The organism is Rubripirellula tenax, assembly GCF_007860125.1.
Taxonomy (GTDB): domain Bacteria; phylum Planctomycetota; class Planctomycetia; order Pirellulales; family Pirellulaceae; genus Rubripirellula; species Rubripirellula tenax.
Genome location: NZ_SJPW01000007.1, coordinates 184,526 through 205,304 on the forward strand (window position 1 = coordinate 184,526; position 20,779 = coordinate 205,304).

A 20,779-nucleotide genomic window follows, 5' to 3' on the forward strand; every position below is an offset into this window, starting at 1 on the left:
CGACTGCCCGGCAATGACGCCCGGCACTCGCCCTGACGGATGGGGCAAACCAATGGATTGTTTACACAACTTTGAAAATGATTCCGGATTCTCGCGACGTTAGCTCGCAAGAATTCTATCCAAATTTATCCCTAGATAGCCCCTCCTTAAGGCCAGGTCACCCATGACCAAACGAAGAACACTTCGCCGCCGATCGACTTCAAATACCTCATCGCGAAGCCTTCACCACGAGACTCTCGAAAAGCGAGAATTGCTCGCCGCGGAGTTTGGCCCCCGATTGATTTCGGTTGCGACGAACTCGGGTACCCAATTCGATTTGGCGGGCAACAATCCGCTATTCGAAGCACCCCGTGAAGTCACATTCCGGTTCGACGGTGGTCAAGAAATTAACCCGGCCACGCTTTCGGCGTTTAAGTTCACGGCGTCGGGTGGCGACGGTGGATTCACCGAAGGCAACGAAGTCGATGTCACACCGGGATTCATCGGTCTTGGCGATAGCTCGCGGATTGTCATCGCTCGTTTTGCGTCCGATCTGCCGGACGATCAGTATCGCATCTCGATCAGCGGCTATGACGATACGGCGAACGGATTGGTAGCGCTGCGAAACATCGACGGCGATCTGTTCCAACCGACATCAACGATCAACCCGGCTACGCCCAGCCAGGACATCTTGATGAACATCGAGGTGGGCCCGCGCGTCGTTGCCGTTGTGCCACAACCGATCGATTACACGACCACGCCGCGAACCCAACTTCGCAACACGATCCACGTTTACTTTAACAACGATGCGCTGGTAAATCCGTCAACGCCTGTTGTCACTTCAACGGGAAGTCCAAGCGATCCAACCGTGGTGCGTCCGGCGTTCTACAATCTGTTCTTCACCGACGACACCGTCGAAACAGGTGACGATGTTGTCCACAACCCGACGAGCGTAACGTTCGAAGCCGCTCTCAATCGTGCGACGTTGACGTTCAGCGCCGACCTAAGCACTCTGACCACCAGCGGTGACGGCACGTTCCGACTTCGCGTTGGTTCGTCCCAAGCTTTGCCGACTTCCTTAGCGCCGGACACTTCCGATATCACGACCGATGTCGGTGACACGTTTTCGGCCGCTAGGGATCTTGGCATCTCGTTCGGATCCGCTGGCGATGCCAGCGTCACGATCGGCGGGGTAATCGAAGCTCCCGTCGGCAACACCGTTCAGTGGCCTGGAATTGATTCGCCTGGCGTTCGTGACGATCGCCGCGACGCTCAAGTCGTCGGCCGCGCCGACACGACCGATGGTGTGGACGTTTTCTTCTACAACTTCGCCAACCTGTACGGCACCGACGCATCGCAATTGCCGCTGGAAAATGCGATCACCCCGGCGCAACAACAACGAACACGCGAAATCCTGGATCTGTATTCACAAAGCCTCGGCGTTCAGTTCATTGAAACGGAAGACCAGGGCTTACAGATCGTCACGGGTGACTTGCGGGCTTTGGTTGAAACAGCATCCACCGGTCCTGGACTACCGTTCCAAGAATTTCGCGTCAACGATGAAGATCCATCACGCGGCGTTTTGATTCTCGATGCCGGTGAGAACTGGTACGACGGCTATGGCCTAAGTCCCGATGCGCGCCCCAGTTGGTTCGTCGAGGCGCTGCGCGGTGTCGGATCGTTGTTAGGTATCGGCAACACCTTTGAACAGGTTCCCGGTGTCGCTAGCGGTTCATTGCCTGGCCTTTATGATCCGACTTTGTTCCCCGTCACGACGGCTGCAAACGGCTTCAGCATTGAACCCGACTTTCTAAGCACCAGCGACATCATCCCCGGTCAAGCGCTGCATCGACCAGAAATTCGCGATGCTGACTTGTACAAGTTCACGGTCGAGAAGACCGGTCGCATTTCGATCGAATCGTTTGCTCAGCGACTGCAGGACACCAGCCTGCTGGATACCGACCTGCAACTTTGGAAACTCAACGCGACGACAGGCAAGTACGACTTGGTTGCCAGAAACGCTGATTTTTACGGCAATGACTCGTTCATCGGTATCGATGTCGCGCCCAATTCGGGCGGCGCCGCAGCGACCTATGTTCTAGGCGTCACCGCAGCCGGCAATGAGGACTACAACCCCAATATCGAAGGCAGTGGCGGTGGCGGTCGATCCCAAGGGCGGTACGACATGCGCATCAGCTTTGTCAGCTCGCAGGTCAATACGATCGTCGACACCAACGAGTCGCGTTTGGACGGCGATTCGGATGGCCAACAGGGCGGTGACTTCAATTTCTGGTTCCGCGTAACCAAGACAAAGGACCTTGCCGCGGTTGGCGAACCAAGAACCCTGTTCGTCAGCCCAACCGTAGGCACCAACACAACGGCGCGTGGTACCGTCGATGCACCACTGCAAACGATCGCTTATGCACTGAGCCAGTCGCGTCCTGGAGATATCGTTCGATTGCTGCCTGACGGCGGTACAGACGGTCGCATTGATACGACCGCTGATAACCGCGCGTACGAGATCGGTCGTGCCAGCAACGGATCGATCCTGGCCGATGGTGAAACGTTGCGAGTTCCCAAAGGTGTCACCGTCATGGTGGATGCCGGTTCGATTCTGAAACTGCGTAGTGCCAAGATCAGTGTTGGCAGCGAATCCGTCGACGAGGATCGATCCTTGGCGGCGTTCCAAGTCTTAGGAGCTCCATTCCTTGTCGATAGGGACGGCGCGATTATCGACGGCACCGTAGATATCACCAGCTATCGCGAAGAGAGCCGCGATGGAGTTCTGCTGGGCGCTGATACAAACTTACTGACGACGACGCCAACGCCTGGCGACTGGGCTGGTATCGAATTCCGGCATGACTTCGATTATTCCGAGGGCCGCAAGGTCTGGGAAAACGAGGGCATCTTCCTTGACTACGTCTCACACGCCGATATTCGCTACGGCGGGGGCAGCGTGCAATTGACGGACCCGGTCGTGACGCCGTTGCAAATGTTGGAAGCAAGACCAACGCTGGTTTACAACAGCATCAGCCAATCTCGTGACGCGGCCATGAGCGCCGACCCGAACTCGTTCGCCGAAACGAACTTCGCTGCTCCGGTCTTTCAACAAGCGTCTCTCGATCGCTTTGGCACGACTTTCACCAGTGACTACGATCGCGTCGGCCCGTTCATTCGCGGGAACGTCCTTAGCAACAACTCGATCAACGGCTTGTTCGTTCGCGTGGTCACACCGGCTGCCGGACAACGTGAACCGATGACAGTTGCGGGTCGGTTCGACGACGCAGACATCGTTCACACACTCAGCGAAGTCTTGGTGCTGCAGGGTGAACCGGGCGGTCCCGTCTTGTTGGAAGAACGTCCCGATGTTGTCAGCTCGACGATCGTTCCCGCTGCGGGCACAGGCGTCGGTACGCTGGTGGACGGAACCACGCTCGACTATCGCATCACGTTCGTGAATCAAAACGGATTCGAATCGCTTGCCAGCTTGCCGACTCGATCCGTCGACGTGACCACAAGTGGTGCCGTCGTGCTGGGCAGCCTTCCGACGGCTCCCGCAGAGTACAGCGGTCGTCGTTTGTATCGTCAGACTCCATCCGGCGACTACGAACTGGTCACTACGCTGGACCGCGTCAGCACAACGTACACGGACACGGGCGTCACTCGCGGTGGATTGTTGTCTTCGGCGGCAATCGCAGCCACCAATGACATTCGATTGTTGCCGCGGACCAATGCGAGATTGAGTGTTGACCCAGGATTGGTCGTCAAATTGGAAAGCGCACGGATCGAAGTGACCTTTGGTGCCGATTTCTATGCCGAAGGCGTGGACGGCAAACCCGTCGTCTTCACTAGCCGAACGGATGACCGATACGGCGCCGGTGGAACGTTCGATACAACGAACGATGGAGACTCAATCTCGCCAACGCCGGGCGACTGGTCGGGATTGGTCTTCCGACAAGGATCCTCAGCGTCGATTGACTACGCTACGATCTCTTACGGTGGTGGTGACAGCGCGACGTCCGGGGAGTTGTCATCGTTCAATCCGATCGAGATTTTGCAGGCAGATGTTCGAGTCGCGCATTCGACATTCGCGAACAACGCAAGCGGCGATAACGACGGCTACGGAATTCGTGACGGCATTGGATTCAACAGCGCGGCAACCATTTTTGTTCGTGGTGCGCAGCCGATTTTGGTCGACAACACGATCATTGATAATGATGGTGCCGCGATCAGCATCAATCCGGATGCACTGAATTACTTGTCGGTACGAGACCGCGGACGGGGAACAGGCGCCGTCGATGTGTTCGTGACCGACGGGGACAATCAAGGTCCATTGATCGCCGCAAACAAGTTGGACAACAACACCGTCAACGGGTTGTTCATTCGCAACGAATCGCTCACGACCGAAAGCGTTTGGGACGATGCAGATATCGTTCACGTCGTGGAAGAAAGCGTCTATGTCTACAATCACCATCAACGCAGCGGACTGCGTCTGAAGAGCGATCCGAACCAAAGCCTTGTCGTCAAGTTTCAAGCAGGCGGATCCATCAATGCCGAACACGTCAATACGGATGTAACGGACAGCATCGGTGGCACCGTGCAGGTGCTTGGTCAACCGGGTTTCCCAGTGGTCATGACGTCCGCGAGTGACTGTTCGGTGGGCGCCGGTTTCACCCCTGATGGTGTCGCCCAGACCGATACTCTCAACGAAAACACTTGCGTTTCGGGTGACGTAATTTTTGGTCCGATGATCGATCAGTTTACCGATAGCGGGCCGAATATCGACGAGTGGTCGATCGTTGCCGATGACAGTGGATCGATCTCGGTCACCGTTTACGATTCAGACCAGGGAATCATCTCGCTCAACGGGGGCACTCCCGTAACGCTCAACAACGAAACGCGAACCATAACCATCAACAACGTTGCGCCAGGCAGCGTTCACGTCTTCACTCACGAACTGATTGGCACGCTGACCCATTACCGTCCCGTGTTTAGTGGTGCGAGCCAGGTCTTTTTCGTCGAAAACCGGACGTCACCCAATGACGTCTTCAATTCTGCATCCGGCACCGGCACGGAAACAGGCTCGAATCTCGAACTTGGATTTGACGAGCGTTTCGATACGCTTCCGTCGAAGTTTGCGGACACGACGTATTTCTATGATCTCGACGTCGGTGACCAAATCACTTGGCGCGGTTTCTTCGACGATTTCCCGGGTGGAGCCGATGCGGTTCAAGTGGATTTGATCGCTCCCGACGGGACGATCGTCCAGTCCGTCAATACTCAACCCATCCTGCCCAATGCGGGAACCACTCTGAATGCGACCGTTGGCGCGAATCAGGCGGGTTTCTGGGGCGTCAAACTAACCGCTCCTGAGTCGATCGAACCGTTCGCCGGCCACTATCTGATGGACGTGGAAGTCACTGGCGCAGGAGGAGCACGAGACGTTCAGAAGAGCGTGCGGCACTATCTGTTGAAGGACAGTTTCCTTGCCTCGCCATTCGGGCTTGCCGCTGCGGGCGATTGGTATGGAATCATCATTCAGCCGGGCGCAAACGATCGTAACGTAGCCTTCATTGGCGAAGCCGAGCGATCGGTTAGCACGTTGTCCGCGGTCAACGCCATCCCCACCAACGCGCAAATCCTTGGTTCCCTAGCACAAGATGAAAAATCATCGGATGAGAACCGACGACTCGGTTTCAACGTCCGTGGTTCACTGAGCCAGAACGGTGATATCGACGTTTACAGTTTCAAAGCCAGCGGCGGAACGGAAGTCTTCATTGACATCGACGATACCGACTTTGGTTTGGACACGGTCGTCGAATTGATCGACATCAACGGCAACATTCTCGCCTTGAGCAACAGCTCGATTACTGAATCGGTAACTCCGACCAGCTTGGTCAACAATATCGGGCCCGGCCGTGTTCTGCCGCTACGCAAGACGGGTATCGACATTGTCGAAACCCCCAATGCAATGGATGCCGGCATGCGAGTTGTTTTGCCGGGCAACAGCGCAAATCCAGACAACGTCTATTACGTTCGCGTCCGCAGCAGCAACTTACGTCCAGGTGACTTTGCTTCCCGATTGACGACGTCTTCGTTGGTCGGGGCTGGGTTGTCGTCGGGCCAGTATCAATTGTCGATTCGACTGCGCGAAACCGACGAAATCGCAGGCAGCACGATTCGATTGGCGGATATTCGGTTCGCCTTCAACGCGATCGATATTCCCGCGGCGCCGTCGCACTCACCCCTCGCCGGCGAACACGCCGAAGAATTGAACGAAAATGGCATTGACGTCAACGACGGCGGTACCGCGTTCAACGGAACCGAAGGCTCCGCACAATTCGCCAACGCCAACGGTGATCCGCTTGGCGCCCTTTCGTTCTCGGATCGTGGGACGCTGCGAGTCAGCGGCACGTTGGGCAATCAGGTGCTCCAATCCGACCCACAATTCGGACTGCTGTCCGAACAAGATATTGACGTTTACCGAGTCGACCTGTTCTCGAACGTTCAAGAGCCGAACATCATCGGCGAGAACCGATTCGTTTCGACAACGTTCGACATCGACTACGCCGACCAACTTGGTCGACCCAACACATCGATCGCGGTCTACAGCAGCGCCGGTCGCTTGATACTGCACAGCCGCGATTCGAACATTGCGGATGATCAAGGCCGCCCGACGGACGGCAACGACATGACGAACCTGAGTGCCGGATCCGGCGGTACACTGGACGCGTACATCGGTCCGGTCGAACTGCAAGTCGGCACGTATTATGTCGTCGTCAGCAGCGCGCAGATGATCCCTTCGTCGCTCGACCAGATGTTTGAAAACAATCCGGTCGATTCGAATGTACGAATTCTGCCTATCGATTCAAGTCGCCGATTGGTGGAAGAAAACTTCTTTGACTCGTCACTGGGGGTTAATTCGTCAAGCAACGTGTTCTTCAACGGACAAGAGACCGTTTCGTTAAAAACGGCTGCTGAACTGCCGTCACTTGCACCGGTATTTGACGAGACTTCGTTGGTCCCGTACAAGCTGGAGGACGTCCGACTGTTCGTGACGCTCGACCAAGGATTGACGGGCACCAACCAATCAACATTGGTCACGATTGACCCGTTCACGGGTCGGCTGGAACGAACGATCGGACAGTTCGGGCAGCCCGTGGGTGATTTGGCCATGCGTCGTGACGGCGAGCTGTTTTCATACAGCCTTGGTCCACAAACCGGCAACCAAACCAATGGTAACAGCGGCAACTTCTTGAACATCAGTTCGGCGAACGCCGCTGCGAATAACAGCGGCGACGATGGATTGACCTTCCGCCGCAATAACCAAGCAGGCACCGGAACCGAAGGCGATGACAACGCGCAACTTCTGATCAACGCGATGGCTTTTGTGCCGTCGACCAACACGTCGGCTGTACCAGGTAACAATCCCAACATTCCCGACGGAGAGCGAGCGTTCGCCCTAGGTGACCGAGACAACTTCGGACGGGGCGAGATTCCGGATGCCCTTCGTCGCAACATCCTTTACAGCGTCGTCGCCAACAGTGGTGCGGCGACGAATCAAGGCAGCACGAACGCCATGCTGGATCGCAACTTTCCAAACGCGCCCTTCTCGGACGCTTTGGGTGCGGCATCCAACAAACGAGAATTGGGGATCGTCGACACGGGCCAGTTCATTGATTCGCCGACAGATCCTGATGGAAACTTGGTAAACGGTGGCAGCATTACGGGCATTGCGATCGATCCGGTCCAAGGCACCAGCCTGTTGTATGCCGTTAGCGATCAAGGTTACGTCTACACGTTCAATCCGTTCGACCAACGGAGCGTAGATGTTGATGGCGATCCAAATAACCAGTACACCGAAGTCATCAATTCGACGAACCACGGTTTGGTCACGCCAGATCCCGACGACTTCACGTCGACGTTCAACGGTTTCGTTCGATTCAGCAGTTTGACGATGGGGCCGCGAATCACCGAACGAGCCGACACCTTCGGCCTTGGACCGTTCGCGCAAGTCATGTTCGGCATCACTGCCGAAGGATGGATCTACACGATGCAAATCGATCCGGTGACAAACCGAGTCGCGCCGGCGCACGTGCTGATGGATGGCCGCGCCTCGATTCCGATGGCAGACGCGTTCGGCAACACGCTTGGCGTCGCACCGACGGGAGCTGCGTTCAGCATCCGCGAAGAAAACCTATGGCACCAAACCACAGACCGCGGAACCGACGATGGACACGGATTGTTCGTCGCACCTGACCAGTCTCGCATCCGAACGTTGGGTGGATCGAGTTTGTACTTCGGCGTCGAAATCGACGGAAATGCCGACAACAACACGATCGAAGGCGGCAACGGAACGCTTAACCCAGGTGGTGCTCACGGCAGCGTGGTCAGCCGCCCCATCAGCCTGGACGGCTACAGTTCTGGTGATAAACCAACCCTGTACTTCAACTACTTCCTAGAAACAGAAAACGATCCGGACTACGACCCGCCAAGCAACGGCATCAACAACCAGCAAGTCGATGCGTTCCGCGTCTTCGCCGCTGGTGATGATGGACAATGGCGTTTGTTGACGACCAACGATACGTATCGCAGTTTCAGCAACGTCCCTTCGGACGACGAATATGACCTGTTCGCTCTCAACGGTGGAATCCCGATTCAAGAGACGTTCGAGAATACGGGTGATTGGCGTCAAGCGCGTGTGGATCTGTCGCCACTGGCCGGCCACAAGAATGTTCAGCTTCGATTTGACTTCTCGACCGCCGGCGGCATGCAAAGTCAGTTCTTTGACAACGGTTACCTGACCGAAATCCAAGCGACGCCGGGGACGGACATTGTCGAAGGGTCAGGCTTCGGGTTGTTCAGCAACACGACGTTCGACTTTGCAAACTTTGAATTCGTTCGTGGCGCGGCTGTCAACGTGCCTGATCCGACAACCATCGTTGACGGCCAATTGGTCTCCTTCACCGGACCAGATGGCAACACGACGACATTGCGTTTGACGACCGGACCCGAATTGGCGGCCACCGATCTGAACATCGCGCCGACCGATTTGGCGGCTGATCTTGCGACCAAAATCGCCACGCGTTTGCAGACCCTGGCGCCGACACTTCTGGCCGTCGCCAACGGCAACCAAGTCATTGCATCCGAAGCTCAGACGTTCCTGTTGGAACCGGCCGGTTTTGGAAGTGCAACGGCGATCCAGAATCTGCCCAACGGCAATGTGCCTGTGTTCTACGCAAGCACTATGACGATGCAGCAAGTCCGTGACTCAATACGTCAATCGCTAGCCAACGGTATCGGCAACGTCGACGTCACAACAGGAATCACAACCGCAACGCTGCAGAACTATCCCGAGTACGGCACAAACCGGATTCGCGTTTACAACCAGAACTTCTTTTCAAACACATCCGCGCTCGGGTTCAGCACGTTCTTGCCAGGTGACGAATTCGGAGCGGCTGCAAGCACTTCGGTTTCGAATACGCAAATCAATACGCGACCGGGATCGAACAACAACGTCGAAGGCGTCTACATCGACGACATCGTGGTCGGCTTCGCCGAACGCGGTGAAGTGGTCTACAACGCCCCGGTCAATCGCAATTTCAGCGTTTTGCCGGAACAACGAACATTCACCTTCACCGATGAGCAAGTCCCAGAGTTCCCCAACGAAATCCTTGTTGGCGGATACACGCTGGAGGTTCGTAAATCGTCCGACTACGGCGTACCCGAAGACTACGATCCGATTCGATTGCAACTGAACGAACAATTTGGGCTTGGACGCTCGTTTGACACCAATGATCGCTTGACCGATGGAGTCACGCTGATCGTTCCGTCCGCCGAGACCGTGGTCGACGGCGACACCTTCGTGTTGTCCAACGGCACGGCTAGTTTGACGTTCGAATTCGACAGCAACAACAATGTGACCGCCGGCCGTATTCCCGTGCCGTTCACGCCGATTGGCGTTGGTACGGCATTCAGCCCCGACACCGATGAATCGGACGTCTTGGCGCGGAACGTTCGTGACGCGATCAACAGTACCGCCGCCCGCAACGTGCTTGGGATCCGCGCCGGTGGTGGCGACAGCAGTGATTTGGGTGCATTGACCGGCAACCGCGTCGAACTATTTGGAAGCTCGATTCAGGTCAACCCGAGCGCTGGACGATTCATCAAAGTTGACATGGTCAACGAGGAAACGTTCTACGGTCGCGAATCGGCGCGCACAATTCCGTCCGTCGACCATGATGCCCAAACCGCGGTCAACTCAATTTTCTACGACACTTTCGCGCGGGCAACCGTCACCGATTATGTCAACGGAAACACGGACACGCTGGTCGCCGTTGGAAAGATCGGCGACCACGTCGGCACTGGCGATGGCAATGAGCTGATTCTCGACGTTCCGTCGAATGATGTCGACATTGTCAAAATCTATCTGCGAGCCGGAGATGCCATCGACGTCGATCTCGACACCATCGGATGGACTCGGGGAACAGTTTTGGTGGATCCACTCCTTGAAATCTACGCAGACGTCGCAGGGATTCCGACTTTGGTTCCGACGGCGACGTCGCTGCGAGCGCCCGGTGAAACAACCGACGGACTATCGATCCTTGGTTTCACCGCGCCGGCATCGGGATACTACTACGTTCGCGTTGCCGCAGAACCAGGGTTCTTCTTTGGGACCGATAGCTTCGGTGACTATCAATTGACGATTCGACCAAACGGATTCTTGTCGAAAGACATTCTGATGGTGGATTATCACTTCGGTTTCGGCGACGCGAACACGTTCCGCGACCAAGGCCAACTGATAATCGAGTCGAACTTTATCCGTAACTTCACGAATACCGGTATCCGCGCCACCTTCGATCCGGGCGAACCGAGTGTCGATGATGATGCGAACTTCACCAGCACGCCACTTGATCGTCGTCCCGGTTCGGCAACACTGCTTCGCAACGAAAACAGCGATCGACTGCTGCCTGGAACCGTGATCACGAACAACGTCGTCATCACAGATTCCGGTACAGGGATTGAGTTCTCTGGTGAAGTTGCTGGCAGTGGAGATTCACCGGTTCCCACGCCGTTCGGACGCATCGTCAACAATACGGTGGTCGGCAATGGATCCGGAACTGGCATCTCGGTATCCGGCGGAGCATCACCAACGGTGCTTAACAATATCATCGCTAACTTTGGCGTCGGTGTGGATGTCGCGGGCAACAGTCTTTCGACGGAAGTCAACGGCAACGCGCTGCAAGGCAACGGAACAAACGCAACCGTCACGCTTTCGGCAACAAACTTCATCATCCCTGTGGGAACACCGTTGTTCCAAAATGCGGATGCAGGGATCTACATTCCCGCAGAGGGTTCTGTCGTCATCGATAGTTCGTTCGCATCGCTTAACGACCGATCGAACTTCGACAACACCGTCAAGCAACCCGTCGGAATTTCTTCGTCTCCGATCATTGCGCCGTCGTTCGACGCCTACGGCATTCCGCGTGTCGATGACCCGAACGTAGCAACACCCGGTGGCGTCGGTGCCAACGTCTTTATCGATCGTGGTGCGATCGACCGTTCCGATGTGGTGCGACCGATTGCGACTTTGGTTTCTCCGTTGGACTTCAATTCGGCTGCCGGCGGACAAGTGGATGGCGGCGATATCGACCCGTCGGAATCCTTCGTCCGGTTGACCGAAGGAAGCGTTGAATTTTTCGAAATTCAATTGACCGATCCGTCTGGCTCGGGCCCCGATGGTCGCACGATCACGTCACAAACCGTGCTGCTGACCGAGAATGGTCGTCGATTGGTTCCCGGCGTTGACTACACGTTTGGGTATAGCGACAACAGCCGGCTGATTCGACTGACACCGCTCGCCGGACTGTGGCGAACCGATGCGGTCTATGAAATCACGCTCAATAACCAGACACGGATTGCTTACCAGGCCCCAGCGGGCGACGAAATCACCGACGGAGATCAAGTCACCCTGACCGACAACGCGGGCAATCGTGTAACGTTTGAATACGAGAGTGGCTACGCGGTTGCCGTTCCGCAAACAACTTTGTTGACGATTGAAGGTGCCAACAATGCGTTTGCTGATCGCGAAACTTTCGTTGTCACCGCTCCCAACGGGAACTCGATAACGTTCGAATTCAATCTCGTCGGTTCGACGACGGGTGGTCGAGTGCCAATCGAGTTGTCGAGTGCTAGCACCCTTACCCAGGTGCGCAATGCCATCCTGGCTTCCTTTGCGTCACCAGCACCAGGCGCCGCCGGACAAACGGTCCAGCAGTTTCTTGACTTGGCACCCGTTGCAGTTGGTAACGATGCAATCCAGTTGGGAACATTAGTCGGTCACGCGGTGACATCAGCAAGCCCAGGTTTGACCGTGTCGGGTCAAACAGGTGGTGTTGTTGACGGCCAAACATTTGTCTACACGACCGCGGCAGCGATGGTCACTTTCGAATTCGATAGTGATGGTTCGACTGCGGCTGGGAATGTGGCGATTCCAATGACGCGTCAGAGCACTCCTAGCGAAGTAGCTCAAGCGATCGTTACGGCTGTTCGCGGACAAGGCCTCGGTCTCGGTGGCGCAGTGGCTACCGAAGACGGCACCGTCGTATTGGGTGGACAAACAGGCGATTTGGTTGACACCACGGCCAGCGCGTTGACGTTGCAAGGTGCGCCCGGCGTCGCCAGCAAGCTATCGCTAACGATTCCACCAGCCTCAACTGGCGCATCGATCGACGGTGACACTTTCACGGTCACTCACGAAGGTGCGACGACAACATTCCGCTATACGACCGACCCGAATTTCGTGTCGGCTGACCGATTGGTCTTATTGGCTCCGACGGATCTGATTAACACGATCGCAACCAAGTCCGCTGTGGCCATCGCAGCGGCGTTCCCCGGTGATCTCCTAGCGACTGCCGCTGGAGCGACGATTCTCATTGGGGAACCGTCTGCGGCAACTTCATCTACCACGACGTCTGTCACGGGCGGATCTGCTGGCTTGATCCCCGGTGGAATCAGTGGCGGCGCGATTGCCGTGAACTACCTTCCCACCAGTCCCCGCAATTCAATCGCTGCGACTTTGCAAAGTGCGATCGCCGCGTCGCCATTGAACGTTTCCACGTTCGAAGCCGGTGGTGGAACGATCTTGATTTCCGGTGGTGCTTCTCTGCTGGGATCCATTGCGGGTGGTCCAGAAACGAACGTGGGTGTGCTGACGCCTGCGATCACCGACTTGGCTGGCAACCCGGTCAGCGAAACACGCACGAACGACGAAACGCGATTCACGATCATCATGCCCGATGTCGTCTTCGACTTCGGTGACGCGCCGACAAGTTACGGAACATTGGTTTCCGATAATGGGGCTCGTCATACGATCGGCACCAATGGTCTGCCGCGTTTGGGCGACTTCATCGACAGTGAAGATAATGGGCAGCCGATCGGTCAAGACGATGCGCCGATTTCGATCTCGATCTCGACGGCTGCTCCCGGCGGTCAACCGGTGATCTTCACGATCGATCCGTTGTCGATTCCTCAGACCGTTTTGGCGACGATCGATTCGATGCCGATCGGTGGCGAGACTTTAGCCATCAACGTGGGCGGACGCGTTCAAACTTTCGAATTGGTGGAACTGAATTCCAACCCAACCGACTTGAACATTCCAGTGACGTTCACCGATTCAGAAAGTCTCTCGGAAATCATGACGCGATTGGTCACGATCATCCGCGGTGCGATCCCTCAAACCGACGACGGTTTGTTGATCGCAAAGAACTCGGATAACTCGCTGACCATCACATCCACCGACGATGAAGACGGCGTCCTGCAGGGTGAATTCATTGCCGACGGGACGACCTACAATGTGTTCACCCAGCGTGGAACGGATCCGACCAATGTCCAAACACAGGACGTCCTCGGATTCTTGAATCCGAAAGATCCTGCGGGTACAAACGTGGACGTCAAAGTCTTCGGCGCCGGGTTGCTGCACGCTTGGATTGACTTCGACCAAAGTGGCGTATTTGATGCGGACGAACAGGTCGTCGCGAACTTGCCGGTCAGTGGTGATCCGCTGGTGGGCTCGTTCAACACGCTGACCGTATTCACGCCAAGTGATGCGATCGTTGGCAACACGTGGATGCGAGTTCGAATCAGCGAGTCGGGCAACCTTCTTCCAACCGGTGTAGCCATCGGTGGCGAAGTCGAAGATTACAGCGTCCAAGTCATCTCGGTCGATCTTCCGATGCCCGATGACGACACGTATTCGATCGACGAAGACGCGCTACTGGATACGCATGCTCAAATGTTGCCGTCAATAAGCGACGGAGACGTGTTGCCGCTCAACAGGTTCTTGCCGCCGCAATACATCGTCGGCAGCCTGCCCACCAACGGCACGCTGGTCAGCTTGGATTCGAACACGGGCCATTTTGTCTATCAACCCAACCCCGACTTCAACGGCGTGGACACATTCACGTATCGTTTGAGTACGCAACCGAACGAAAACGCGACCACCATTTCTTTGGACTCGTTCGCAACGGTGACAATCAACGTCGCGCCGGTGAATGATGCCCCCGGTGGAAGCGATCAAGACTTCCTTGCATTGGAAGATCTGCCGTTGACGATCACGGCCGACCAATTGCTGGTCGATGCCGTTGGCGACGCAACGGTTGTGCCGCCCGCAACCGGCGGTGTTGCCGATCCGTTCCTCAGCGAACAGAATCAAGTTTCGTCGCTTCGCGTTGTTGCGGTCCAAGGATCTGGCGGCACGCCGATCACTGCGTCCAATACTGCGTCGGCAGCCGGAAACATTGCGATCTCGTCCAATGGTTCGGGCGTGAACGTCCGGGTCAACAACGCAGTGGACGGAGACATCTTTAGCTTGGCATTTGCCGGGACGTCGGCGACGTTTGAATTGGTACCCGTGGGCGGCACGGCAACGGCCGGTGCTGTTGCTGTCGCGATCGCAACTGGGGACACTCCGGCGACCATCGCTTCTCGCCTGGCAACGCAAATCGGTTTGGCATTCGCAGCTTCCGGACCAGCGGTATCGGCAGCTGCGTCGGGGGATACGGTATCGGTCTCGTTCACGGGCCAAGTGGTTCAGACGACGCCAAGCAACGCTTCGGTGATTAGCGTAACGCCAATCGCAGGCGGCCAAGCGATTGACGTGCTTTCCGTACCGACCGGGACCACCGGCGGCACGACACCCGTGACGGGCGACAGGCTGACCATCAACATCGCGGGACAATCGCGAACCTACGAGTTCGTCGCAGCGGGATCGGCTGTAACCGCCGGCAACATCGCGGTTCCGCTACTCGCGTTTGCCGACCCATCGTCGGCCGCCGCACGTGCATCGGCTGCCGCGAACTTGGCCGAGGCAATCAACGACCAGTTCCTCTCAGACGATACAGGCACTTTGGCGACAATCGTCGATGGAACAACCAATCCCAATCAACTCGTGCTTTCGTATGGCGTGATTTCGGCGGCCAAGCCGTTTGCAACCTCGCGTGGATCAGCCATCGCGTTGTTCGATGCGAATGGTTCGCTGATCGAACTGCGTTACTTGTCCGGCCAAGACCTCAATCGCGACAACCCGCCACCGGCAACGCCCGCACTGACCGACGAGTTCACCTATGTGATCCGCGACAACGGTGTGTCCATTGATCTGACGAACAATCGGTTCGACTACGGAACACAAGCTGATTCGCTTCCTGCGACAGCAACCATCGATGTGGCGCCTCAAAACGATCCACCTGAACTGGTTGCCGATATCATTTCCGTTGGGCCGTTGGGACCAAATGCGGCGAACGTTTTGACGGATTGGGAAACATTCGGAGGTGAAACTCCGACCGAAGATCAACCGTTGACGATCGACCCGGCCTTCTTGCTTCGCAACGATTCAAGAGGACCGACTTCCGCAGCCGACGAAAGTGCGCCGGGAAGCCTGAACGACACCGGCTTGAGCGTGACGTCGGTAGCTATGCTTGACGGTGCACAAGGCACCGTTGAATTGATCGGTGGGCAGATCATCTTTACGCCCGCTACGAACATCTTTGGCGATGTGATCTTCACCTACTCGGCACAGGATGAAGGCATCAATGAATCTTCGACCGGAACTCGGGCATTGGTACCGCTGACTTCGGTCAATGGAACCGTTACGGTTTCGGTTCAGCCGGTCAATGACGCTCCCGTCGCGTTTGATCGGGCTCTGTCCTTCACCGAGTCCAGCGATCCGGGTACGGGACCGGCGTTGACGTTTACGCGTGACCAGTTGATCCTGGGATCGGCTGGCGAAACACCAGCAACGCCGGGTGTCTTTGCACCAACGCTGGCAGCGCCGTTCAACGAATCCGAGCAAACGGCTGGCCTTCGCGTCGTCGCTTTCACAACAACCGCAGGAACGGTCGACGCGGCCTCCCTAACCGGGACGGGCACCGAAACGCTGACACTGGCTAGCGACAATGGTGGGACGTTCGAGTTTGATTTCGTCGACGGAATCTTTACCGTTGGACGTCTGACGACGACGGCCGATTACAACGCACGGACGCCGTTCAATGCGACCGATACGTTCTCGTATGTGATTGCCGACGACGGACTAACCACGGATCCGCAAAGCAACGCTCAGTTCAACTTGCCAGCCGAACGTTCGGATGCCAATCCGGCGGTCGTAACGATTACCGTGAATCAAGCCAATGACGCGCCGACGTTCACACTTTCGTCATCGTCGATCAATATTCTCGAACGCGATGACAGCGTCGGAACAACGGTTCCCGGCTTTGCACTGAACGTGCTACCCGGTCCCGCTAGCGCAACGGACGAAATCAACCGTCAAACCGTTGAGTTCACTTTCCCAGCATCATTGAATGGACCGACCACAGTACCCGTGGGTCTATTCACACGACTGCCTGAATTGACGCCTGATGGAATCCTTACGGTCTTCCCGGCTCCTGATGCCATTGGCTCGGCGACCTTTGTCGTCCAGGCATCGGACGTCGAAACCGGAACGACGGGTTTCGTTTCGCGTCAAGCATTGGCAACATTCACGGTCAACGTACGACCGGTCAACGACGCGCCTCGATTTAGCGACACACTCGATCCGCGATCGGACGTTCGGGATGCGGATGATGCCTACACCGTCGCCGCCGGCGACAGCAACGGCGATGGCCAAATCGATGATGCAACGATCCGCTACACGCTGCGTGAAGACAACACGCAAGCCAACGGTGTTGTCGAAGACTACTTCATTCCTCTTCGCCGCGAAAACTTGGTCGGCTACAGCCGGGTCGGTCTGCTGGACGTCTTCAACGTTGGACCTGCCAATGAAGCGGGCGCGTTTGAAGGGGGATCACAGTTGCTCGAGTTCCTAAGCGCTGGAACGGCATCGTCAGCGGGTGGCCTACTCCGCACAACCGATCGCGGCGGCACGTTGACTCCCGTATTCGACAATGCAGGAGTGTTGACTGGATTGAATTATCGTCCGCCAACCGACTTTAACTCGTCTTTCGCAGGCGTCGACTCGTTCACCTATTTGGTGCGTGACGACAACCCTGCGGGCGGCGAAACGTTCGACCTGGCCGCAGCCGGATTGGTCCCTGACCGATTGACGGCAAGTAACCGAGTTGAATTGTTCTTGACGCCTGTCAACGATCGACCTGAATTTGATGCGGCAACGTTGAACATTTCTGTTCAAGAAGACACTCAATTGATCCGGTTCGATAATTACGCGGTGAACATCAGTGCCGGTCCAGCGACAACCGCCTTCGACGAAGTCGACGTGAACACAGGACAAGTGGTCGAGTTCACTGTCACTTCGTTGGACTTCCCGCTCGAAGAGTCGGCTGACTTCTTCAGCGACTATCCGACGATCGATGAACAAACGGGCTTGCTGACGTTCCGGTCCGCACCGAACGTGTTTGGCGTATTCCGTTTCGAGGTCGTACTCAGCGACCAGAATCGCGATGGCACACTGTCGAATAACACGACGCGTGGTGACTTGATCTCTTCGATTCCGGTGACCATGACGATCAACGTCAATCCAGTCAACGATCCTCCGATTGTCGACCCGAATGCTGCACCATTGTCGTTCTCGATTCTGGAAGATGGATTGTTCGAGATCCTCGTCGAAGGTGACAACACCTCGCGTGGATTGCTGGATGTGTACTTCCCTGGACCTAACGTGGGTGCAACCAACGAATCGGCCAACATTGCACCACGTCCCGGTGGGAACCAATCCGTTTCACTCGGGTCGCCTGTGCCAACACAGAGCGCCCAAGGCGGTTCGTTGCAGTTGGTCACGACCAACGGTGTGACAAGCTTGCTATATCGTCCGCGAGCCAACTTTGTCGGCACCGATTCGTTCATCTACACGGTCGTCGACGACGGCGTCACGGTTGATTCTACCGGTGTCGTCCAAAACGATCCGCGGATCGCATCGAATACGGTCACGTTCGAAGTCTTACCTGTCAACGATGCACCGCAGTTCAGCGGAGCCGGAAATGTGGTTAGCGACGAAGACCAGGGTCCGATCACGTTCGCGAACTGGGCGACCAATGTTTTGGCCGGTCCGGCAACCGCAACGGATGAAACGGACGGATTCCGCGGCACTCCTGCCCAAGGTTTGCAGTTTGTCTTTACCCAGACCTCGCCGAATCTCGATTTGTTCGAGACCGCGCCTCGTGCGGTGTTCAATGAAACCACCGGATCCTGGGATCTGCAGTACCAAACCCAACCCGACGCCAACGGCATTGCGTTCTTTGAAGTCGTCTTGCAGGACAACGGTCCCAGTGACCCTGGCATTGGCGACGTGTTCCTCAGCAGCCCGCCGCGAACGTTCTCGATCAATGTCAATGCGGTCAATGATCCGCCGACATTCTCGTTGGTCAATGGGACGATCACACGTCCCGAAGATAGCGGTCCGTTCAGCACCCTGCAGGTGTCGAACATCAGCCCCGGACCCGGCGACGAATCTGCCCAAACGGTATCGTTCCAAATCGAACCGCTAAGCCCTGAGTTTGCGGCGTTGTTCACGGAAGTCCCATCGATCAATGCCGATGGTCAACTTCGGTTCACCCCCGCACCGAATGCGAACAGCGTCAACTTAGGCCCCATTCCGATCCGCGTCACGGGACGCGATTCCGCAGGTGCCGAGGCAGCAACGGTTCAATTCAACATCGTGATCACGGAAGTCAACGACGCCCCACGTGCCGTCTCGGACGTGTTCAGCGGCGACGAAGACACCGCGTTTACGATCACGACCGCGGAACTGCTTGCCAACGATGTCGACCCCGACTTGCTAACCAATCCGTCGGAAACGGTGCAGTTGGTCTTGCCGGCGAACTCGCTTTCGGTCAGCGGCGCCAAGGTGACGTATAATTCGACGACCGGCGTGATCACCTACGATCCCACCGACGCCACCACCTTGCAATCGTTACCGGCTGGTGGTTCGCTAGTCGATTCCTTTGCCTACTCGTTGGTCGATGCGGCAGGACTGAACAGCAACTTGGTAACGGTGGCAATCAACGTCACCGGAATCAATGACGCTCCAACGCTCGTCGCTGACTCGCCAACACTGAATCCGGATGGTCCGACGATCATTCGCGTGCTCGACAACGACAACGACATCGATGGAACCATCGACGTCAATTCGCTGCAAATCACGCTGCAACCGGCATTCGGTTCGCTGGCGATTCAACCCGACGGGTCGTTGATTTACACGCCGTTCTCGAGCTTCGGGGAAGAAGACATCTTCCAGTACACCGTCGCTGACAACTTGGGACTGCGAAGCGATGTGTCGACCGTAACGATTTCTTCCAACGCCAGCCCGATTGCTCGCGACGATGTTGGTGGAACGTTCCTCGGTGAAGCAACCATCATCAACGTTACCGCGAACGACTCGGATCCAGACGGAACAGTCGATCTGGCCAGCGTCACTATCGTTACGCAAGCTCGCCGCGGCGAAGCGGTGCCACTTGCCGACGGAACGATCCAATACTTGCCTGCTCCAGGGTTCGTTGGACGGGATACGTTCACGTATCAAGTCCGGGACAACGATGGGCGGCCAAGCAATATTGCGACCGTTAGCGTTCAAGTGGTGGCCAGTCGCTTGCAGAACCCCGACGAGTTCAGCGACGTCAACGACGACGGTTTCGTCACCGCTATTGACGCGTTGCTGATCATCAACCGATTGTCGCGTGACAGCGACGGTGATGGACGAGTCCCGGTCACCGAAAGTGATCGTGGACCGAACTACTTCGACGTCTCCGGCGATCAAACGATCACGTCACTTGACGCGCTTCGAGTGATCAACCACTTGAGCCGCATCAACAACCGCGTCGGTGCCGAATTGGTTTCGGACGTGGTAACGCAATCAGTCGTTGGAATCGATGTTCTGAAGTCCAACGCCGACCCGGCGTCGGAAGCGTTTGATCAATCGATCGCTGACGAGTTCACCGAATGGTCGTCGTCCGCGGAAGCTAAGATCGTGGATGTTTCGACGGTCGACTCCAGCTTCGCTGACGATGTCATCGACTTGATCGCTGACGGACATCAGCCTAGCGACGGCAACGACGCTCTATCAGCACTCGACGCTGCCTTCATCGATCTGATGTAACGGTTCTCTGCTGAAAAGATCGGATTCGATCTCGGAAGGACAGTCGCCAAACGCGGGCGACTGTCCTTCATTTTTTAGGGTGATAGCTCCTGGCGATTTTCTCGCCGTGAAACTTTCCGATCAGATGGATTTTGTGGATTGGGCAGTCGCATTCGACCGATATTTTCCGATGGTACGCCGGTATAGATATCCCTTGAAGGG

At 56.4% G+C, this 20,779-nt stretch carries 1 protein-coding gene; it reads left to right on the forward strand.

The genetic code is table 11. The features are described 5' to 3' along the window. Window positions 1-163 precede the first annotated feature (163 nt). The gene (locus tag Poly51_RS24285; RefSeq protein ID WP_146460985.1) at window positions 164-20,578 is read left to right on the forward strand and encodes a tandem-95 repeat protein; all 20,415 of its coding nucleotides are present in this window, start codon (window positions 164-166) and stop codon (window positions 20,576-20,578) included. Window positions 20,579-20,779 lie beyond the last annotated feature (201 nt).

What these genes read in the sequence shown, in the direction of transcription:
- Poly51_RS24285 (WP_146460985.1), top strand. Translation starts at nt 164, where the DNA reads ATGACCAAACGAAGAACACTTCGCCGCCGATCGACTTCAAATACCTCA.